We start from the raw sequence: 17449 nt of genomic DNA, 5'->3' as shown, positions 1-17449 counted from the left end.
CTACACCACCCACCGCAACCCCGACGGCACCTGGACCCTCCTCCACCACCCCAAACGCCACCACCACATACCCACACCCCACCACTAACCCAGCGACCCCACCCACCAACCACGCCACCCAACCCCGAACAACAGCGGGCACACCCACACCACCACGAATCATCACCGGCCCCAAGGAGCCCGACACCGACACCGGCACCGCTGCCGACCCCTGAAGGACTACAGATGCGCCCGCTTAGCTGCCGCTACGCCGAATTGCCAGAAATGCTTAGTGCGCCCGAGGAACCTCGTTCGGCAGGGCCCCGCCATATCTCCTGTCGCGCTTGGCGTAGATCTCGCACGCCTGCCACAGGTCCCGCCGGTCGAAGTCGGGCCACAGCTGGTTGAGAAAGACCATCTCGGCGTACGCGGACTGCCAGAGCAGGAAGTTGGAGGTGCGCTGCTCGCCGGACGAGCGGACGAACAGGTCGACCTCGGGGATGTCCGGCTCGTCAAGGTAGCGCGCGAAGCTCTTCTCCGACACCTTGTCCGGCTTCACCCTGCCTGCGGCGATGTCCTTCGCGAGCTTGACGGCCGCGTCGACGATCTCCGCCCGGCCGCCGTAGTTGACGCAGAACTGCAGGGTCATCGTGGTGTTGCCGGTGGTCATCCGTTCGGCGTCCTCAAGCTCCTTGATGACGCTCTTCCACAGGCGGCCGGGGCGACCGGCCCAGCGCACCCGTACACCCATGGCGTTGAGCTGGTCGCGCCGCCGCCGGATGACGTCACGGTTGAAGCCCATCAGGAAGCGCACCTCGTCCGGTGAGCGCTTCCAGTTCTCCGTGGAGAACGCGTACGCCGACAGGTACGGGATACCGGCCTCGATCGCGCCCTCGATGACGTCGAACAGCGACGCCTCGCCCATCTTGTGGCCCTCGACCCGCGGCAGGCCGCGCGCCTTGGCCCAGCGGCCGTTGCCGTCCATGACGATCGCGACGTGCCGGGGCAGCAGGTCGCGCGGGATGGCGGGCGGGGTCGCCCCGGACGGGTGCGGGGTAGGAGGACGAACCATGCTCCGAGCGTATTGGGTCCCGTCCGCTGATCGGGTGCGGGATATGGGGAGGTCCGGTGCAGGGTACGCGCCCGGCGCGGGAAGACGTGCGCGCCGGCATGCGGTCATCCGGGTCTCGGCTGAGTAGGTGCTGGGGAGTTATGGAGCTGCCACTCAGGCGGAGGCGGTGTGGGCGCCGTGGCGGAGTCCGTCGACGAGCAGGGTGATCATGCGCTGGGTGTAGGCGTCGTCGTCCGGTTCGACGATGCCGCTTATGGCGCGCAGCAGGTCGTAGGGGATGACGTCGGAGCGGATGTCCCCGGCTGCCGCGGCGGCGTCCAGAAGCTGCGTCAGGGCGGGGACGAAGCGCTCCATGAAGTACGCGGGCAGGCTTTGGTAGGCGGGTTCGCCGGAGTGCAGGGCGGATTTCAGCCCGCGCTTGGCGGCGACGAACCGTGCCAGGTGCCGCAGCCAGCGGGTGAGGGCCTCGACCGGCTCGTACTGGTTCGCCAGGGCGGGGGCGGCTTCGGCGCATGCGTCGACCTCGTGGCGGAAGACGGCGGCGATGAGGTCGGAGCGCTGCGGGAAGTGGCGATAGAGAGTGCCCGCCCCGACGCCTGCCCTGGCGGTGATCCGGCGCACGGGCGCGTCCACACCGTCCGATTCGAAGATCTCGGCGGCCGCGGCCAGCAGGGCGTCCAGGCTGCGCTGTACGTCGGGCCGCACACGGCGTGCGACCGGCGCTTCGGCTGGGCGATCACTCAAGACACATCCCTCCTTGCAATTCGGAACACTGTTCCGTATTCTCGTTTTCGGAACGGCGTTCCGCTTTTAGCCTAGCGGAGTACGCGGCCGGCAGTCCACACAGGAGGAGAACCATGCGATACCGCACGCTGGGCCGGACCGGCATCAAGGTCAGCCCGTACGGGCTCGGCGCATTGATGCTCGGCGCGTCCATCGGCAATCCCGACCACGACGACTCGGCCCGCATCATCCATAAAGCGCTGGACGCGGGGATCAACCTCATCGACACCGCCGACGCCTACTCCAGGGGTGCGTCCGAAGAGGTTGTCGGCAAAGCGCTCAAAGGACGTCGTGACAGCGTCGTCCTCGCGACCAAGGTGAGCCTCCCCATGGGGGACGATCCCAATCACCAGGGCGCCTCTCGGCGCTGGATCATGACCGCGGCCGAGAACTCGCTGCGCCGCCTGCGGACCGACCACATCGACCTCTACCAGATCCAGCGGCCGGACCCCGCCACCGACATCGAGGAGACGCTTTCCGTGCTCTCCGACCTGATCCACAGCGGGAAGGTCCGGGCGATCGGGACGTCCACGATGCCGGCGTCCGACATCGTCGAAGCCCACTGGGTCGCCGAGCGGCGCGGTCTGGAACGGTTCCACACCGAGCAGCCGCCGTACTCGATCCTCAACCGCGGCATCGAACGCGAGGTGCTGCCGGTCGCTCGACGCCACGGGATGGGCACGCTGGTGTGGGGCCCGCTCGGGCAGGGCATGCTCACGGGACGCGTCCGCAAGGGCCGGCAGACCGACCTCGTCCGCGCCGCCATGCCCTTCATGAAGGTGTTTGGCGACGAGCGCCGGCTCGATGCCGTCGAACAGCTCATCTCGCTCGCCGAAGAGGCGGGCCTGCCGATGACGCATCTCGCGATGGCGTTCGCGATCGCGCACCCGGATGTGACCAGCGCACTCATCGGGCCGCGCACGATGGAGCACCTCGACGATCTACTCGCCGGCTTCGACGTCACACTCACCGACGAGATCCTCGACCGGATCGACGAGATCGTCCCGCCCGGTACCGACATCGGCACCCTCGACCAGGCCTACGTGCCCCCGGCCATCAGGAGTTCAGGCCTCCGCCGCCGACCCGTCAGTGAACGCACGGCCGCCTGACCGCGTCTCCTCGGCAATGGCATGGCCGCCGGCGACTGCGGATGACACGCGCGGGCCGGGGGCGGGATGCTCCCACGTGGTGCGGCCCTCGGGCCACTCCCGCTCGACGTGCCGCAGCGAGCGGATGCCGTGCTCCAGGTGCCATTGGAGGTAGGCGGCCACAAGGCCGCTGCACTCGGTGCGGTGCCGTTGCTCCGAGGCGTCCGCCGACGGCCAGTCGCCGCGCAGCAACGCGATCATCAGCGCGATCGTCTCGGCGGCGGGGACGGCCGCGCCCGCCGGGCGGCACCCTCCGCACACCACCCCGCCGGCGACGATCGCGAAGGCCCGCACGGCCTCGGCCCCGCACCGGGCGCACGCCGACAGCGCGGGGGCGTAGCCCGCGACGGCCAGCGAGCGCAGGAAGAACGCGTCGAGCACCAGCCGGGCCTCGTGCCCGCCCTCGGCCAGGGTCCGAAGCCCGCCGACCAACAGGAGGAACTGACGCAGGGCCGGCTCCTTCTCCCCCACGGTCAGCCGGTCGGCGGTCTCCAGCATCGCGCTGCCCGCCGTGTAGCGGGGGTAGTCGCCCACGATCGCCTCGCCGTACGGGTGGAGGGTCTCGACCTGGGTGACCACGTCGAGCGACCTGCCGCTGTGGAGTTGCAGGTCGACGTGGGAGAACGGCTCCAGGCGGGCTCCGAACCGCGACATGGTCCTGCGGACGCCCTTGGCCACGCCTCGCACCTTCCCGGTCCGCCGGGTGAGGAGCGTGATGATGCGGTCGGCCTCGCCCAGTTTCTGGGTGCGCAGGACGATGCCCTCATCACGGTAGAGGCTCACCCCGCCATCGTAGAGGGCGCGGCCCTGGCTCCGGCGATCCGGACTCCCCTCCCCCGCGCGGTCCCCACGAGCATGGATTGGTGAAATTTCGGTAAGGATCCGGCGTCGGCGGCGGGGCTTCAACCCGGCCAAAGCTGTACATCAGGTGGTCGTGCGGTAAACCTGGGGATGCGACGCCTTAACCGGAAGGTCACTAAGCTTTGCCCTCCGGCGGACTCCTCGGCGCCGGTCAAGCCTGATGGCCTGATCTCCCCCCGCTGCTCGAAAGGTTGCCATGACCCGCGTGGTCCTGCTGGGCTCGCCGCCCGGCCAGATCGCTTCCCCGCCGTCGGGCGGCCGGCCCGTCCTGCCCGCGGACATCACGCTGGCCTCGCTTCCCGGGGCCCCTTCGGTGTACGGCAGGCTGCTCGGCCAGCTCGTCTCGCTCGACCCGCACCCGACGACGATCGCCCGGCCGGATGACGCCGCCGCCTACCGGAAGCACCCGGGGCGGGTCGTGGAGAGCCCCGACGTGGCGGGAGACCTCCGGGCGCTCGCCGACGCGGTCGAGGGCGCCGCGGAAAACGTGCTGATCCTCCCGGCCGACGCCCTCGTCCACGACGAGCTGATCTACCAGATCACCAAGGCCAAGCGGGCGGCCATCGCGCTGATCGTCCGCGAGGAGCGCGGCGAGGACGCGCCGGAGGAGCCGCCGATCGAGGAGGCGATGCCGGAGATCGGCGCGAAGCTGCTCGAGGGGCTGCCCCAGCGCACCCGCGCCGGCCGTGGCCGGGTCATCTCCGTCGGCACCGCCCACCACGCCGTCACCCGGCCGAATGTGGCGCTGCTCGGCCCCATCCACCTCCACCAGCGGCACGCGGCGGTCCTCGCGGACGCCGCCCGCGAGCTGGCGGACATGGCCCACCTGTTCGGGCCCGAGGACGACGTCACCGAGCTGCTCGTGCTGGGCCTGGTCCGGCGTGGGGTGTCCGTCGGCGTCCGCGGGCGCCGCGACCTGTTCTACCGCCGCGTCGGCAGCCAGGCCGAGGCGGACCAGGCGGCCGCCGAGATGGCCGGCTACAACGAGGACCGGGCCCGGCTCGACAACGCGGTGAAGGGCGCCGATGGCTTCTTCACCACGTTCTTCGTCAGCACCTACTCCCGCTTCATCGCCCGCTGGGCCGCCCGCCGGGGGCTCACCCCCAACCAGGTGACGCTGATCTCGATCGCCCTCGGCCTGCTGGCCGCCGGCGCGTTCGCGACCGGCACCCGCTGGGGCGCGGTGAGCGGCGGGGTGCTGATCTACTTCGCCTTCGTCTTCGACTGCGTGGACGGCCAGGTCGCGCGGTACGCCCGCAAGTTCGGCGTCCTCGGGGCGTGGCTGGACGCCACCTTCGACCGGTTCAAGGAGTACGCGGTCTTCGTCGGCCTGGCCGTGGGCGCCACGGTGTCGGGCAAGTTCGGCGACGGCGAGGGCGTGTGGACGCTGGCGCTGGTCGCGCTGGCCCTGCAGTCGGTCAAGCACCTGGTCGACTTCTCGTTCGGCGCCGCCAACCGGCGCAGGGCGCCCGTGCCGCTGCCCACACTCGCGCTGTCGGTCGCCGACGACCGCCCGCTGCGGGAGGCGCTCGAGCAGCGCAAGGCGAGCCGCGCCTCCGGCGTGCGCGGCCTGCTCAAGCTCTGGAGCAGGGCCGGGAAGTTCCGGCTCGTGTACTGGGCCCGCAAGATGATCGTGTTCCCCATCGGGGAGCGCTTCGCCGCCATCGCGATCACCGCCGCGCTGTTCGACCCCCGCGTGACCTTCCTCACGCTGATCATCTGGGGCGGCGTCGCGGCCACCTACACCCTCACCGGACGTCTCCTGAGGTCTCTCGCATGATCACCCAGCCGCAGGCCACCACGATTCCCGACCCCGACGAGGAGCGCCGCCGCATCCAGACGGAGCGGCTGCTGGCCTACCGGGACGACGGGCCGCTCGTCACCGCCCTCAAGGGCCGCCTGGGACGCGGGCTGCCGCCCGTGCCGACGACCCTCGTGGCGCTGCTCGTGATCGTGGCGCTGGCCGTCACCGGGAAGCTCGAGGACGGGCCGATCCTGGTGGTGCCGGCGCTCGTGCTGATCGTGCTGGTCCTTCCCACCAGGGCGCGCGACCACCTCGGCAGGTTCGACTGGCTGACGCCGCCGCTGCTGCGGGCGACCGAGTTCCTCACGATCATCCTGCTCGGGCTGGCCACCGGCACGCCGAAGTGGCTGCTGTTCGTGCTGATCTACGTGATCGGCTACCACACGTACGACACCGTCTACCGGACCAGGCAGAGCATCTGGCCCCCGGCGTGGCTGTTCCAGGCCGGGCTCGGCTGGGAGCTGCGCCTGCTCATCCTGGGCGTGGGCGCCGCCACCGGTCTGCTGACCCCCGTGGCCGCGGTCCTCACGGCGTACCTGCTGGTGCTGTTCTCGGTCGAGAGCATCCTGAGCTGGGTCCGGCTGGACAAGGCGTCCGCCCAGGCCCAGGCCGACCAGGACCTGGAGCAGTCGCCGGAGGACGCCGCCGAGCAGGTCACCGGGGACGCCGACCCGGCCTGACCACGGACGCGGGGACGATCGCGCGATCAGGGCGGATCGGGGCGCTTCCCGGCGGGGGGAGCGCGCCCGTTCCCGCGTCACGGGCGCGGAGCGGGGCTACCGCACCGACGAGGGGCGGGCGTCGAACAGGGCCCAGACCACCTTGCCGCCGCCCCTCGTGACGATCCACCCCCAGGCGGCGCTCAGCGCCTCGACGAGGTGAAGCCCCCGGCCGGTCTCGGACAGGTCGCTCCACGGGCAGACGGCGGGGATGCGCTCGCTGGCGTCACTGACACCGCATCCGATATGAAACCGGTGGTTGACCAGCCGGAGCAGGATCGGCGTGCCGCCCGTCTGGTCGACGGGGGCGTGCCGCATCGCGTTGGTCACCAGCTCGGACACGACCACCTGCGCGTCCGGGACGAGCTGGCCGAAACCCCACTGGTGAAGGGTCCTCGCGGTGAAGTCGCGGGCCACGGCGGGAGATGTGGTGCGGCCGTGCAGGGCGCAGGTCGCGGACGGGGGAATGGACAGGCCGGTGACGTCGTCCCGCTCGAACACGGAGGTCAACCACGGTGGCGCGGTCGACGTTCCCGGGCCTGCCAGGTCTGCTGTCATCGCCGATCCCTCAGGTCTCAGCCATTACATGATGTGAGTTTCCCTGCCGTCGTGTATCTTGCCCTGTCCCTTGCGAGTGCAAGCACGCATGCACGTGCAAATGTTGGCCGCGCGCGATATTCAGCTGAGGTTCACCGGAAAGCCGAGGTGACCGGGCCGGTACGGCGACCCCTCCGACGCAACCTTTCCGTAACCAAATGCTGGTTCACTGGGATCTCTTTCGAAGCGTCGCCCCTGGAGACCACGTGAACAGCGCGCAGGCAGACCGGGCCGTACCCATGCGGGACGCGGGAGCCAGAAGTGGCCCGACGGTCCTGCGCCTGCTGCTGGGCGCGCAGCTGCGGCGGCTCCGCAAGCAGAGCGGCATCACGCCGGAGAAGGCGGCGAGCACGATCCGTGCCTCGCACGCGAAGATCAGCCGCCTGGAGCTCGGCCGGGTGGGGTTCAAGGAGCGGGACGTCGCCGACCTGCTCACCCTGTACGGCATCGTCGACCCGGACGACCGGGCCGCCCTCCTCACCCTGGCGAGGCAGGCGAACGTGCCCGGCTGGTGGCACAAGTACAGCGACGTGGTCCCGGACTGGTTCGAGTTCTACGTCGGCCTGGAGGAGGCCACCTCCGTCATCCGCTGCTACGAGCTCCAGTTCGTCCCCGGCCTGCTGCAGACGCAGGAGTACGCCCGCGCCGTGGTGCTGCTGGGCAACGCCGGGCGTGCCGGCGACGACGTGGAGCGGCGCGTGGATCTGCGGATGCGGCGCCAGCAGCGGCTCACCGGGCCGTCGGCCGCGACCCTGTGGGCCGTGGTCGACGAGGCGGCCCTGCGCCGCCCGATCGGCGGCGCCAAGGTGATGCGCGCCCAGATCGAGCACCTCATCGAGGTGACGCGGCGGCCGAACGTGACGCTCCAGGTGGTCCCCTTCGACCGGGGCGGGCACTCGGCGTCCGGCGGGCCGTTCACGATCCTGCGGTTCAACGAGCCCGAGCTGCCCGACGTCGTCTACATGGAGCAGCTCACCAGCGCCCTCTACCTCGACAAGCCCGAGGACACCGAGGCGTACACGCAGGTGATGAACGCCTTGTGCGTGGAGGCCCGCCCGGCGTCGCGCACCACCGCCTTCCTCGAGGAGCTTCTCGCCGACCTGTGAGGCGCGGCCGCCGAGGAACCGGGCGTCACTCGCCCGTGATCGCCGTGAAGAACGCCTGGCAGATCTCCGCGAAGGCGACCGCGCGGGCGGTCGGGCGCACGCCCCGGACCGACGCGAGCACCACGTCGAGCGCCGGCACGTCGTCGCTGATCGGGACGCTGACCACCCGGCCGCCGTCGTAGGTCTCGTCGCCGGCCGTCCGCTGGTTGAGTATCGAGTAGCCGTGCCCTCCCGCGACCAGCGACCGCGCGGTCTCGTAGCTGGACGTGCGGAACCGCACCCGCGGCTCCGTGGGGTAGATCGCCCGGAAGTAGTCGCGGCTGCGCGGCAGGTCGAGCAGGACCATCGGCTCGCTCGCCAGCTCGGCCAGCGACACCGCGTCGGCCCTCGCGAGCGGGTGACCCGGCGGCAGCAGCGCGTACGGCCTGACCCGGGCCAGGAGCCGCACGTCCAGGTCGAGGGCGAGGTCGATGGCGTAGAGGAGCGCGACCTCGCACCTGCCGTCGAGCAGGGCGGACTCCATCGCGGCCGGCTCCCCCTCCGCCACCGTCACCCGCACCCCCGGGTAGCGCCCGGCGAAGTCGCGCAGCAGCCGGGACACGTAGAACGGCGCGAGCATGGTCAGGCAGCCGACGGCGAGCTCACCCGTGAGCGAGCCCGCCAGCCCCCGCGCCGACTGCGCCAGGGAGGCCGCGTGGGACAGGAACTCGCGGGCCTCCACGAGGAACCGCTCCCCCGAGCGGGTCAGCGACAGACCCCTGGCGTGGTGGCGGATCAGGAGCTGCACCCCCAGCTCACGCTCCACCTGGGCGATGGCGGCGGAGATCGCCGACTGCGCCACCATCAGCTCCCTGCTGGCCGCGGTCATGCTGCCGAGCTCGGCCGCCGTTACGAAGTAACGCAGCTGGACGAGGGTGAAGTTAACGTCCGCCACGCACCCATTGTGACGTCCGCCACCCCTTACAGCCCCCGCAAACCGGTATCAACTTTTCACGGCTTTCATGTGCCCTGATCAGGCATTTTCCTTTTGGAATAGCCGAGTGCCCACTGCCACCCCCACGACGGCGAACGCGAGCGACACCACCACGCCCCACAGGACGGCCGTCGAGGCGTACGAGCCGGCGAACAGCGCGCGCAGCGCCTCGACCGCGTACCGGAACGGCGTGAGCCGGGATACGACGTCCAGCCACGCCGGCGCGAGGGACATCGGCAGCAGCGCGCCCGACAGCAGCATGAGCGGGATGACCAACGTCGACACCAGAGGCGCGAACAGCTCCTGGCGGACCGTGAGCGCCGCCGCGTACGACAGCGCCCCCAGGCCGACCGACAGCACGGTCATGAGCAGCAGGCCGAGCAGCACGCCGGCCAGCGGCGCCCGCAGCCCCAGGGCGTAGCCGGCGGCGATCAGCGCAATGGCCTGGACCAGCAGGATGACGCCGTCCTTGAGCACCCGGCCCAGCAGCAACGTCACCCGGCTGACGGGCGTGACCCGCAGCCGCTCCAGCACGCCGAACCGCTGGTCGAGGACGATGCCGAAGCCGACGAGCCCCGAGCTCATCAGGCCGAGCTGGATCAGCAGGCCGGGCACGAGCGTGTCCCAGGAGCCGACGCCGCTGTGGTCGAACAGCGGCCCGAACAGCAGCAGGTAGAGCATCGGCTGGACGGCGCCGAAGACGACGGCGAAGCGGCTCTTGAAGGCGCCGCGCAGGTAGTAGCCCACCAGTGTGAACAGCGCGTTCATGCGGCCGCCCCCTCGCGCAGGCCGTGGCCGGTCAGGGCGAGGAAGACCTCGTCGAGCGTGGCCGCGCCGTGGGCGGCCTTCAGCTCGGCCGGCGTGCCGGAGGTGACGATGCGGCCGTGGTCGATGATCACGACCCGGTCGCACAGAGCGTCGGCCTCCTCCAGGTAGTGCGTGGTCAGGAAGATCGTTACTCCGTCCTGTTCGCGCAGGCGGCGCACGTGGTCCCACAGGTTGGCCCGGCTCTGCGGGTCGAGCCCGGTCGTCGGCTCGTCGAGGAAGAGCAGCCCGGGACGGTGCAGCAGGCCCATGGCGATGTCCACCCGCCGTTTCTGGCCTCCGGACATCGCCATGACCGTCCGCTGCTCGACGCCCCGCAGGTCGAGCTTCTCCAGCAGGGCGGCCACGCGCTCGCGGGCCTCGGAGCGGCGCATGCCGTACAGGCGGGCCTGCAACTCCAGCTCGTCGCCGACCTGGGTGTACGGGCCGACCATGCCGCCCTGGGCGACGTAGCCGATCCGCCGCCGTACGCCGACGGGATCGGCGACCAGGTCGCACCCGGCCACCGTGGCGGTGCCGGACGTCGGCCGGAGCAGCGTGGTGAGCATGCGCAGGGTCGTGGTCTTGCCGGCGCCGTTGGGACCGAGGAATCCGACGATCTCTCCCTGGGCGACGTCGAGGTCGACCCCGCGTACGGCCTCGACGTCGCCGAAGGTCTTGGTGAGCCCTCTCGCGTGAATCATGTTGAGTAGAGTAACACCAAATTTGGAGTCACTTAAAGATTATCGCGACGCCTAAACTGTCGGCATGGAAGAGGGGTTGCGGGAGCGCAAGAAGCGGGAGACCCGGCAGCGCATCTCCGACATCGCGACGGGCCTGTTCCTGGCGCACGGGTTCGACAAGGTCACCGTCGCGGAGGTCGCGCGGGCGGCGGACGTGTCGGTGAACACGGTCTTCAACTACTTCCCGGCCAAGGAGGACCTCTTCCTCGACAGGACCGAGGAGCTCCAGGGCCTGCTCGCCCAGGTCGTCCTGCGCCGCAGGCCCGGCGAGAGCGCGATCGAGGCGGTGCGGCGCGACTTCTTCGCCGCGCTCGACGCCGACGGCTGGCGATACGGAGTCGACGAGGGCACCGACACGTTCGCCCGGGTGATCCGGGAGAGCCCGTCACTGCAGGCACGCCTGCGGGAGCTGGAGTACCGCAGGGAGGAGCGGCTCGCGCGGGCGCTCGCCGAGGAGACCGGCGGCGATCCCGACGACATGCGGCCCTGGCTGGTCTCCGCACAGATCTGCGCCGCCGTCCGCACGCTCACCCGGCACTTCGCCGTACGGAGGATGGCGGGCGAGGACACCCGGGTCATCATCGCCGACCTCCGCACGTACGCCGAGATGGCGTTCGGCCTCCTGGAGCGGGGCGTGGGCGACTACTGCGTACGGCCGGCCGACACCTCCCCCGGCGGCCCCTAAGAGCTCCGGCGGTCGTCAGCGCTCCCGCTCCTCCCCCAGACGGCGGGCCATCCACTCCAGGGACTCGGTGATCCGCCGCTGGGAGAGGCCGAGCGTGTGCCGCTGCAGCCGGTACACCTCGGGGGCGAGCGGAGCCAGCGCCGCGTCGGCCGCCGCCTCCGGATCCGGCGCGCCGGCCTGGGTCAGCAGCACGCGGACGTGGGCCCGCCAGAAGCCGTAGGCGCCCGTGCCGAACCGGTCGCCCCCGGTCTCCGCTCCCAGGGCCAGGTGCAGGTGACGTTCGAGCAGGTCGATCATGGCGGCGTAGAAGGCGGCGAGCCGGTCGGCGGGTGACGCGCCGGGGCCGAGCGGTGGCGCGCCCCGCAGGATCCGCTCCTGGATGCGGCGCTCGTGCTCGTCGAGCAGGGCCGTCGCGATCGAGGCCGGGTCGGGGTAACGGCGGTAGAGCGTGGCACGCCCCACCCCTGCCGCGCGCGCGATGTCCTCCATCGTGACCTGCCGCGCGTCGCGGGTGGCGAACAGCCGTCCGGCCGCCTCCAGCACGCGCGCCCGGTTGCGCGCGGCGTCGGCCCTCTCCCGCACCCGCGGCCGCTCCCCCGCGCCCGCCGCCGGGCCGAGCAGGGGAAGCTCCCGTGCCGCCACGTCATTCCGGGTCATCGGGGCGCCGCTCGGGTCCAGCCTGTCGGTCATGCCCTCATCCTAAGCCGCGCCGGGAATTATGTGGACACCGCGTCCGTTTGCCTCTTCGATATCAACCGGACACGATGTCCATTTGATGTGAAGGGACGACTCATGCACGCCCTGTTCCTCGCCTCCGCGCTGCTGGCCGGGTGCCTCCTCGCGGTGCAGGCGTCGGCCAATCTCCAGCTCACCAAGGCCGCCGGCACGCCGTACGGCGCGTCCACGCTCCAGCTCGGCGTGGCGGCGGCCCTCCTGGCGGTCCTCGCCGTCGCCACCGGCTCGATCGGCGCCGTCCGCCTGATCCCCGAGGCGCCGGCCTGGCATCTGCTCGGCGGCCTGGCGAGCCCGCTCTACATCACGAGCGGCATCCTGCTGTTCCCCCGGCTGGGGGCCCTGGCGGCGGCCGGGCTTTTCGTCACAGGGCAGATGCTCGCCTCTCTCGGGCTCGACCTGCTGGGCCTGCTCGGCATCGAGCGGAAGCCGCTCAGCCTCGGCATCGCGCTGGGCGCGCTCGCGGTCCTGGCCGGCATCACGGTGATCATCCGTGCCTCGCGGCCGGCGCCCGCCGCGGCATCGGCGGCGACGACCACGACGGCCGCGACCACGACCGCGACCAAGCCGTCCGGCGTCCTCGGACGGCCGGGCTGGATCCTGCTCGGCATCGCCGCCGGAGCCGTGCTGCCGCTCCAGGGCGCCGTCAACGCCCTGCTGCGCAGGGACCTCCACCAGCCGGTGACCGTCGCGCTGATCAGTTTCGCCGTCGCGACGCTGACCATCACCGCGGTGCTGCTGGCGCTGCTCGCGCTCGGCCGCACCCCCACGCCTGCGTTCGCGCCACTCGGCACGATGCCGTGGTGGGGCTGGCTCGGCGGCGCCTGCGCGGCGGCGTACGTCACCGCGACCTTCCTGCTCATCCCGGCCGTCGGCGCCGCCACCACGGTCGCGCTCACGGTGACGGGCCAGCAGGCGGCCTCCGCCCTCGTCGACGCCCGCGGGCTGTTCCGGCTGCCCAGGCGGCCTCTCACCGCGCCGCGCCTCGCAGGGCTGGCCCTGCTCGTCGCCGGCTCCGCGCTGGTCCAGCTCAGCTGAGACGTCGTTCACGGTCTGCCGGTACGCCGTGGGGGCGGCGTGCCGGTATACAGGTCCACGTGAAGCTGGACGACCTGGATCGCGCCATCATCAGGGCTCTCGTGGTGGACGCCCGTGCGACGTACGCCGACATAGGGGGCCGAGTCGGGCTGTCGGCGCCGGCCGTGAAGCGCCGGGTCGACCGGCTCGTCTCGACCGGCGCCATCACCGGCTTCAGCGCCCGGGTCGAGCCGTCGGCCCTCGGCTGGACCACCGAGGCGTACGTCGAGCTGTTCTGCCGGGGCAAGACGTCACCGGCGGAGATCGGCCTGGCGGTGGCCCGGCACCCCGAGGTCGTCTCCGCCTGCACCGTGACCGGGGAGGCCGACGCGCTGGTGCACATCCGCGCGACCGACGTGCGCCATGTCGAGCGGGTCATCGAGCGCATCGCGGCCGAGCCGTTCGTCGTCAGGACGAAGAGCGCGATCGTCTTGTCCCGGCTGATTAACGGATCGCCGCTGAACGGCTGAAGGACGCAACCGATCCCCGCCAGAGCGCAACGCGGACCCATTGGCCCCATGGGCACCTGATTCCTACGCTGAAGTCCCATTCAACGGTTTTCCCCGCATGGAGTCTGGATGACAATCGCACAGACCGAGACCACGCACAGTGGCCGAACGGGCACGGCCCGGCACTTCCTGATGTGCCGGCCCGAGTTCTTCACGGTCTCGTACTCCATCAACCCGTGGATGGACCCGGCGAAGGGCGCCGACAACGCGACGGCGCTGCTGCAGTGGGAGAGCCTCCGGGAGGCGTACGAGAGCCTGGGGCACACGGTCAGCCTGATCGACCCGATCGAGGGCCTGCCCGACATGGTGTTCGCCGCCAACGGCGCCCTGGTCGTGGACGGCAGGGTGTACGGCGCCCGGTTCGCCCACCAGGAGCGGGCCGCCGAGGGCCCCGCGTACCTGGAGTGGTTCGCCGGCCGGGGGTACGAGACGCTGGAGGCGTCCTTCACCAACGAGGGTGAGGGCGACTACCTGACGCTGGACGACATGATCCTCGCCGGGACCGGCTTCCGCACCGACGTGGCCGCGCACATGGAGGCCCAGGAGTTCCTCGGCCGCCCGGTCGTCACGCTGCGTCTGGTGGACCCGCGGTTCTACCACCTGGACACCGCCCTGTTCCCGCTGGACGGCGGCAACGTAGCGTATTACCCGGAGGCGTTCTCCGCGGGGAGCCGGCGGGTGCTGGCGCGGCTGTTCCCCGACGCCGTGATCGCCTCGGCGCAGGACGCGGAGGTGCTGGGCCTGAACGCGGTCAGCGACGGCCGCAACGTCGTGCTCAACGGTGAGGCCACCGGCCTCGCCCTGGAGCTGGAGCGCCGCGGCTTCACCGTCGTGCGCGTCGACCTGAGCGAGCTGCGCAAGGCCGGCGGCGGCCCCAAGTGCTGCACCCTGGAGATCCGATGAGCAGCGATCCGATGAACAGCGAGGAGCTCATCCGGCTCAGTGAGAGCCGCGGCGCGCACAACTACCACCCGCTGCCCGTCGTGCTCCACTCCGCCGAGGGCGCGTGGGTGACCGACGTGGAGGGCAGGCGCTACCTCGACTGCCTGGCCGGCTACTCGTCGCTGAACTTCGGCCACGGCAACCCCGCGATCCTCGCCGCCGCCCGGGAGCAGCTCGACCGGCTGACGCTGACCAGCCGGGCGTTCTTCCACGACCAGTTCGGCTCGTTCGTCACCGGGCTGGCCGACCTGTGCGGCAAGGACATGGTCCTGCCGATGAACACCGGTGCCGAGGCCGTCGAGACCGCCATCAAGGTGGCGCGCAAGTGGGGCTACGAGGTCAAGGGCGTCGCGAGGGACCAGGCCAACATCGTGGTCATGGAGGACAACTTCCACGGCCGCACCACCACGATCGTGGGCTTCTCCACCGATCCCGACTCCTACCAGGGGTTCGGCCCCTACGCCCCCGGCTTCCGCGTCGTGAAGTACGGCTCGGCGGAGGCGGTCCGGGAGGCGATCGACGAGAACACGGTGGCCGTGCTGCTCGAGCCGATCCAGGGCGAGGCCGGCGTGCTGGTGCCGCCGGACGGCTACCTCACGGCGGTGCGCGAGATCTGCACGCAGAGCCGGGTGCTGTTCATCGCCGACGAGATCCAGTCGGGCCTCGGGCGCACCGGCGAGACCTTCGCCTGCGACCACGAGGGCGTCGTCCCCGACATGTACGTCCTCGGCAAGGCGCTCGGCGGCGGCGTGGTGCCCGTCTCGGCGGTCGTCGCCGACGCGGACGTGCTCGGCGTCATCGGGCCGGGCCAGCACGGCTCGACGTTCGGCGGCAACCCGCTGGCCTGCGCGGTCGGCAACGCGGTCATCGCCCTGCTGCGGACCGGCGAGTACCAGGAGAGGGCACGCAAGCTGGGCGCCTTCCTCCACACCCGGCTCGCCGAGCTGGCCGCCCCCAGGGCGGACGGCGGCCGGCCCGCCGTGGTGGCGGTGCGCGGGCGCGGCCTGTGGGCGGGCATCGACGTCGACCCGTCGCTCGGCACCGGGCGGCAGGTCAGCGAGGCGCTGATGCGCCGCGGCGTGCTCGCCAAGGACACGCACGGCTCGACCATCCGCCTCGCACCGCCCCTGGTGGTCACCGAGGACGACCTCGCCTGGGCGGTGGCCCAGCTCGACGCCGCCCTCCGGGAGCTCTGACCGGCCGGTACGGCTCCCGCCCGGGGGAGGTCATTCGGTCAGGCGCTTGCCGACCTTGGGCGTGAGCCGTATCGAGTCGAGGTCCTTCTCGTGGGTGAACCACGTCACCGTGGCCTCGCCCTCCCTCAGCCGCACCGAGGCCATCATGTTGGGGAACCAGGGGCCCTTGGTGATCTTCCAGCGGATCGGCGGCTTGGGGATGCGGGAGACCCAGCCGAGCAGCCGTCCCACCAGCCCCGCCAGGCCGAACGACGCCACGATGTTGGAGAACCGCAGCGTGCGGCTGAGCGGGTTGCGGATCGGCGAGCAGACGACCTGGTGGATCCGGCCGCCGCCCTTGCGCCGTACCGACGCCATGTAGGAGTAGTGGACGTCGCCGGACAGCAGCAGGATCGTGGCCGGCGGCCGGCCCCTGTTCCCCGAGGCGACATCCACCAGCACCCGCGCCAGGTCCTCGAACGACCGGCGGAACGCCCCCCAGTGCTCCAGGTCGAGGAACTGCCGTACGCGCTCGCCCCACGCGGCGAACCATTTGCCCCACAGGCCGTCGCAGACGGCCTCGTTCCAGCTCTCGACGTGGTGGATTCCCGAGGGCAGCAGTATCGGCAGCGAGGAGCCGATGATCAGGTGACCGACGTCGCCGGTCGCGTGCTCCTCGAACCATCGCCACTCGTTGGTGTCCATCATCCGCCGCTGCCCTGGCTCCAGCATGCGGGCGTTGCGGCTGTCGACCACGATGAGCCGGGTGTCGCCGAAGTCCCGGTGGTAGCTCCAGCGCACCGAGTCCGCGTCGTCGTCGGCCCGCTTGGCGAACGCGTCGAGCACGGCGTCGCCCTCCCCCGCCTTGAGCGCCGCGAGCACCGGGTCGCTCTCCCTTTCGGCCGGCGGGAGGTTGCCCAGGTGCTGGTAGACGAAGTACGACCCGAGCCCGGCCACGATGCGCTGCCGCCACCACGGGACCTGGTCCATCTGCTCGCGCCACGCCTGCGAGGTGTTCCAGTCGTCCCTGATGTCGTGGTCGTCGAACATCATCAGCGTGGGAACCGTGGCCAGCAGCCACCGGACGGGCGGGTCGCACCACGCCTGCCGGTAGAGCTCGGCGTACTCGTCGTAGTCCACCACCTCCTGCGGCCCGTCGTCGCGGCGGCCGGCGATGAACTCCTTCATGTCCGGCGTCAGCTCGTCGGCGTAGACCTGGTCGCCCAGCATCAGGATGAGGTCGGGCCGGTCCCCCGACCCCATGAGCTGCTGGCCGTATGAATGCAGGACGTCCACGCCGTGGGTGCGGACGTACGGCTCGTCGTGGGGCACGCTCGTGCGGCACGTGCCGTAGACGATCTGCCGCACCTCGGTCAGCGGCCGGATGACGCTCGGCGGCGTCTCCTCGACCGGCCACACGGACTGCCCGTCCAGCTCCACGCCGTACGCCACGGGGCCGTCGATGCCGACATCGACGATCGCGTAGTGATGGCCGTGCACGGTGAAGGTGCGCTCCTCGGAGCACGCCTTCCCGGCCCGTACGGTGACCGTGCAAGGTTCGGTCGTCTCCACCCATATGGTCGCACTCGCCCCGTCGGTGTGGCGGAGCAGCGGCCCGAGAACAAGTTCCGGCACGTCCACTGTCTACTGCAAGGTCAGGGCAAAGCGCGAGTCAGCACTTTAAACACACCGCAATGGACAAATAACCAGCGTGGGTGACCGTAATGGCGTACCGGTCCC

Annotated in this window: 17 protein-coding genes and 1 pseudogene; 9 read left to right on the top strand and 9 right to left on the bottom strand. The window is 71.1% G+C overall.

The window, feature by feature from the left end:
- Nucleotides 1-268 precede the first annotated feature (268 nt).
- Entirely contained in the window at nucleotides 269-1051 is a 783-nt protein-coding gene (locus AB0B72_RS23995; protein WP_367741149.1) for an isoprenyl transferase, read from the bottom strand.
- A gap of 153 nt (nucleotides 1052-1204) precedes the next feature.
- Nucleotides 1205-1795 (bottom strand): TetR/AcrR family transcriptional regulator, encoded by a 591-nt coding sequence (locus AB0B72_RS23990; protein WP_367741148.1) that lies wholly within the window; start codon nucleotides 1793-1795, stop codon nucleotides 1205-1207.
- Nucleotides 1796-1908: 113 nt separating this feature from the next.
- On the opposite strand from AB0B72_RS23990, the gene AB0B72_RS23985 reads away from it, so the two are divergent.
- Nucleotides 1909-2943 (top strand): aldo/keto reductase, encoded by a 1035-nt coding sequence (locus tag AB0B72_RS23985; protein WP_367741147.1) that lies wholly within the window; start codon nucleotides 1909-1911, stop codon nucleotides 2941-2943.
- Between the two features lie 99 nt (nucleotides 2944-3042).
- Here AB0B72_RS23985 and recO read toward each other — a convergent pair.
- Nucleotides 3043-3765 (bottom strand): annotated as a pseudogene (gene recO / locus AB0B72_RS23980) (DNA repair protein RecO); the annotation flags it as partial.
- 274 nt (nucleotides 3766-4039) lie between these two features.
- Here recO and AB0B72_RS23975 point away from each other — a divergent pair.
- Together AB0B72_RS23975 and AB0B72_RS23970 are read left to right on the top strand one after the other, a co-directional pair.
- Nucleotides 4040-5623, top strand: coding sequence for a CDP-alcohol phosphatidyltransferase family protein (locus tag AB0B72_RS23975; RefSeq protein ID WP_367741146.1), 1584 nt, complete (start codon nucleotides 4040-4042; stop codon nucleotides 5621-5623).
- Nucleotides 5620-6327 carry a DUF5941 domain-containing protein gene (locus AB0B72_RS23970; RefSeq protein WP_367741145.1) on the top strand — a complete coding sequence of 236 codons (708 nt, stop codon included), beginning with the start codon at nucleotides 5620-5622 and terminating at the stop codon, nucleotides 6325-6327. The genes AB0B72_RS23975 and AB0B72_RS23970 overlap by 4 nt, the downstream gene beginning before the upstream one ends.
- A gap of 96 nt (nucleotides 6328-6423) precedes the next feature.
- On the opposite strand, the gene AB0B72_RS23965 is transcribed toward AB0B72_RS23970, so the two are convergent.
- Nucleotides 6424-6924 (bottom strand): ATP-binding protein, encoded by a 501-nt coding sequence (locus tag AB0B72_RS23965; RefSeq protein ID WP_367741144.1) that lies wholly within the window; start codon nucleotides 6922-6924, stop codon nucleotides 6424-6426.
- Nucleotides 6925-7202: 278 nt separating this feature from the next.
- On the opposite strand from AB0B72_RS23965, the gene AB0B72_RS23960 reads away from it, so the two are divergent.
- The gene (locus tag AB0B72_RS23960) at nucleotides 7203-8069 is read left to right on the top strand and encodes a helix-turn-helix domain-containing protein (RefSeq protein WP_367741153.1); all 867 of its coding nucleotides are present in this window, start codon (nucleotides 7203-7205) and stop codon (nucleotides 8067-8069) included.
- 25 nt (nucleotides 8070-8094) lie between these two features.
- Here AB0B72_RS23960 and AB0B72_RS23955 read toward each other — a convergent pair whose 3' ends face one another.
- From AB0B72_RS23955 to AB0B72_RS23945, 3 genes are all read right to left on the bottom strand, one after another.
- Complete coding sequence (locus tag AB0B72_RS23955) at nucleotides 8095-9003, bottom strand: LysR substrate-binding domain-containing protein (RefSeq protein WP_367741143.1); 909 nt, start codon at nucleotides 9001-9003, stop codon at nucleotides 8095-8097.
- Between the two features lie 78 nt (nucleotides 9004-9081).
- Complete coding sequence (locus AB0B72_RS23950) at nucleotides 9082-9810, bottom strand: ABC transporter permease (protein WP_367741142.1); 729 nt, start codon at nucleotides 9808-9810, stop codon at nucleotides 9082-9084.
- Nucleotides 9807-10550: an ABC transporter ATP-binding protein gene (locus AB0B72_RS23945; protein WP_367741141.1), complete on the bottom strand. Its 744-nt coding sequence runs from the start codon at nucleotides 10548-10550 to the stop codon at nucleotides 9807-9809. The genes AB0B72_RS23950 and AB0B72_RS23945 overlap by 4 nt, the downstream gene beginning before the upstream one ends.
- 64 nt (nucleotides 10551-10614) lie before the next feature.
- Between AB0B72_RS23945 and AB0B72_RS23940 the strand changes: the two genes are divergently transcribed.
- A complete protein-coding gene (locus AB0B72_RS23940; protein ID WP_367741140.1) occupies nucleotides 10615-11274 on the top strand; it encodes a TetR family transcriptional regulator in 660 nt (219 codons plus the stop codon).
- A gap of 15 nt (nucleotides 11275-11289) precedes the next feature.
- On the opposite strand, the gene AB0B72_RS23935 is transcribed toward AB0B72_RS23940, so the two are convergent.
- Complete coding sequence (locus AB0B72_RS23935) at nucleotides 11290-11964, bottom strand: TetR/AcrR family transcriptional regulator (RefSeq protein WP_367741139.1); 675 nt, start codon at nucleotides 11962-11964, stop codon at nucleotides 11290-11292.
- A 102-nt stretch (nucleotides 11965-12066) separates the two neighbouring features.
- On the opposite strand from AB0B72_RS23935, the gene AB0B72_RS23930 reads away from it, so the two are divergent.
- The 4 genes from AB0B72_RS23930 (at nucleotide 12067) to rocD (ending at nucleotide 15730) form a co-directional block, all read left to right on the top strand.
- Nucleotides 12067-13044, top strand: coding sequence for a DMT family transporter (locus tag AB0B72_RS23930; protein ID WP_367741138.1), 978 nt, complete (start codon nucleotides 12067-12069; stop codon nucleotides 13042-13044).
- Between the two features lie 59 nt (nucleotides 13045-13103).
- Nucleotides 13104-13553: an Lrp/AsnC family transcriptional regulator gene (locus tag AB0B72_RS23925; RefSeq protein WP_367741137.1), complete on the top strand. Its 450-nt coding sequence runs from the start codon at nucleotides 13104-13106 to the stop codon at nucleotides 13551-13553.
- Between the two features lie 108 nt (nucleotides 13554-13661).
- The gene (gene ddaH, locus AB0B72_RS23920; protein ID WP_367741136.1) at nucleotides 13662-14495 is read left to right on the top strand and encodes a dimethylargininase; all 834 of its coding nucleotides are present in this window, start codon (nucleotides 13662-13664) and stop codon (nucleotides 14493-14495) included.
- Entirely contained in the window at nucleotides 14492-15730 is a 1239-nt protein-coding gene (rocD, locus tag AB0B72_RS23915) for an ornithine--oxo-acid transaminase (protein WP_367741135.1), read from the top strand. Before ddaH ends, rocD begins: the two co-directional genes overlap by 4 nt.
- Before the next feature lie 30 nt (nucleotides 15731-15760).
- Here rocD and AB0B72_RS23910 read toward each other — a convergent pair whose 3' ends face one another.
- A complete protein-coding gene (locus AB0B72_RS23910) occupies nucleotides 15761-17344 on the bottom strand; it encodes an alkaline phosphatase D family protein (protein WP_367741134.1) in 1584 nt (527 codons plus the stop codon).
- Between the last annotated feature and the right edge of the window lie 105 nt (nucleotides 17345-17449).

The organism is Microbispora sp. NPDC049125 (assembly GCF_040802045.1).
GTDB lineage: Bacteria > Actinomycetota > Actinomycetes > Streptosporangiales > Streptosporangiaceae > Microbispora.
Note: the sequence above shows the minus strand (reverse complement) of the source record. Positions and strands in the feature narration are given on the sequence as shown.

Excerpts from the sequence above, each read along its gene's own strand:
- ddaH (WP_367741136.1), top strand. The coding sequence starts at position 13,662 with ATGACAATCGCACAGACCGAGACCACGCACAGTGGCCGAACGGGCACG.
- AB0B72_RS23945 (WP_367741141.1), bottom strand. The coding sequence starts at position 10,550 with ATGATTCACGCGAGAGGGCTCACCAAGACCTTCGGCGACGTCGAGGCC.
- AB0B72_RS23975 (WP_367741146.1), top strand. The coding sequence starts at position 4,040 with ATGACCCGCGTGGTCCTGCTGGGCTCGCCGCCCGGCCAGATCGCTTCC.
- AB0B72_RS23960 (WP_367741153.1), top strand. The coding sequence starts at position 7,203 with ATGCGGGACGCGGGAGCCAGAAGTGGCCCGACGGTCCTGCGCCTGCTG.
- rocD (WP_367741135.1), top strand. The coding sequence starts at position 14,492 with ATGAGCAGCGATCCGATGAACAGCGAGGAGCTCATCCGGCTCAGTGAG.
- AB0B72_RS23950 (WP_367741142.1), bottom strand. The coding sequence starts at position 9,810 with ATGAACGCGCTGTTCACACTGGTGGGCTACTACCTGCGCGGCGCCTTC.
- AB0B72_RS23995 (WP_367741149.1), bottom strand. The coding sequence starts at position 1,051 with ATGGTTCGTCCTCCTACCCCGCACCCGTCCGGGGCGACCCCGCCCGCC.
- AB0B72_RS23935 (WP_367741139.1), bottom strand. The coding sequence starts at position 11,964 with ATGACCGACAGGCTGGACCCGAGCGGCGCCCCGATGACCCGGAATGAC.
- AB0B72_RS23970 (WP_367741145.1), top strand. The coding sequence starts at position 5,620 with ATGATCACCCAGCCGCAGGCCACCACGATTCCCGACCCCGACGAGGAG.
- AB0B72_RS23930 (WP_367741138.1), top strand. The coding sequence starts at position 12,067 with ATGCACGCCCTGTTCCTCGCCTCCGCGCTGCTGGCCGGGTGCCTCCTC.
- AB0B72_RS23940 (WP_367741140.1), top strand. The coding sequence starts at position 10,615 with ATGGAAGAGGGGTTGCGGGAGCGCAAGAAGCGGGAGACCCGGCAGCGC.
- AB0B72_RS23965 (WP_367741144.1), bottom strand. The coding sequence starts at position 6,924 with ATGACAGCAGACCTGGCAGGCCCGGGAACGTCGACCGCGCCACCGTGG.
- AB0B72_RS23985 (WP_367741147.1), top strand. The coding sequence starts at position 1,909 with ATGCGATACCGCACGCTGGGCCGGACCGGCATCAAGGTCAGCCCGTAC.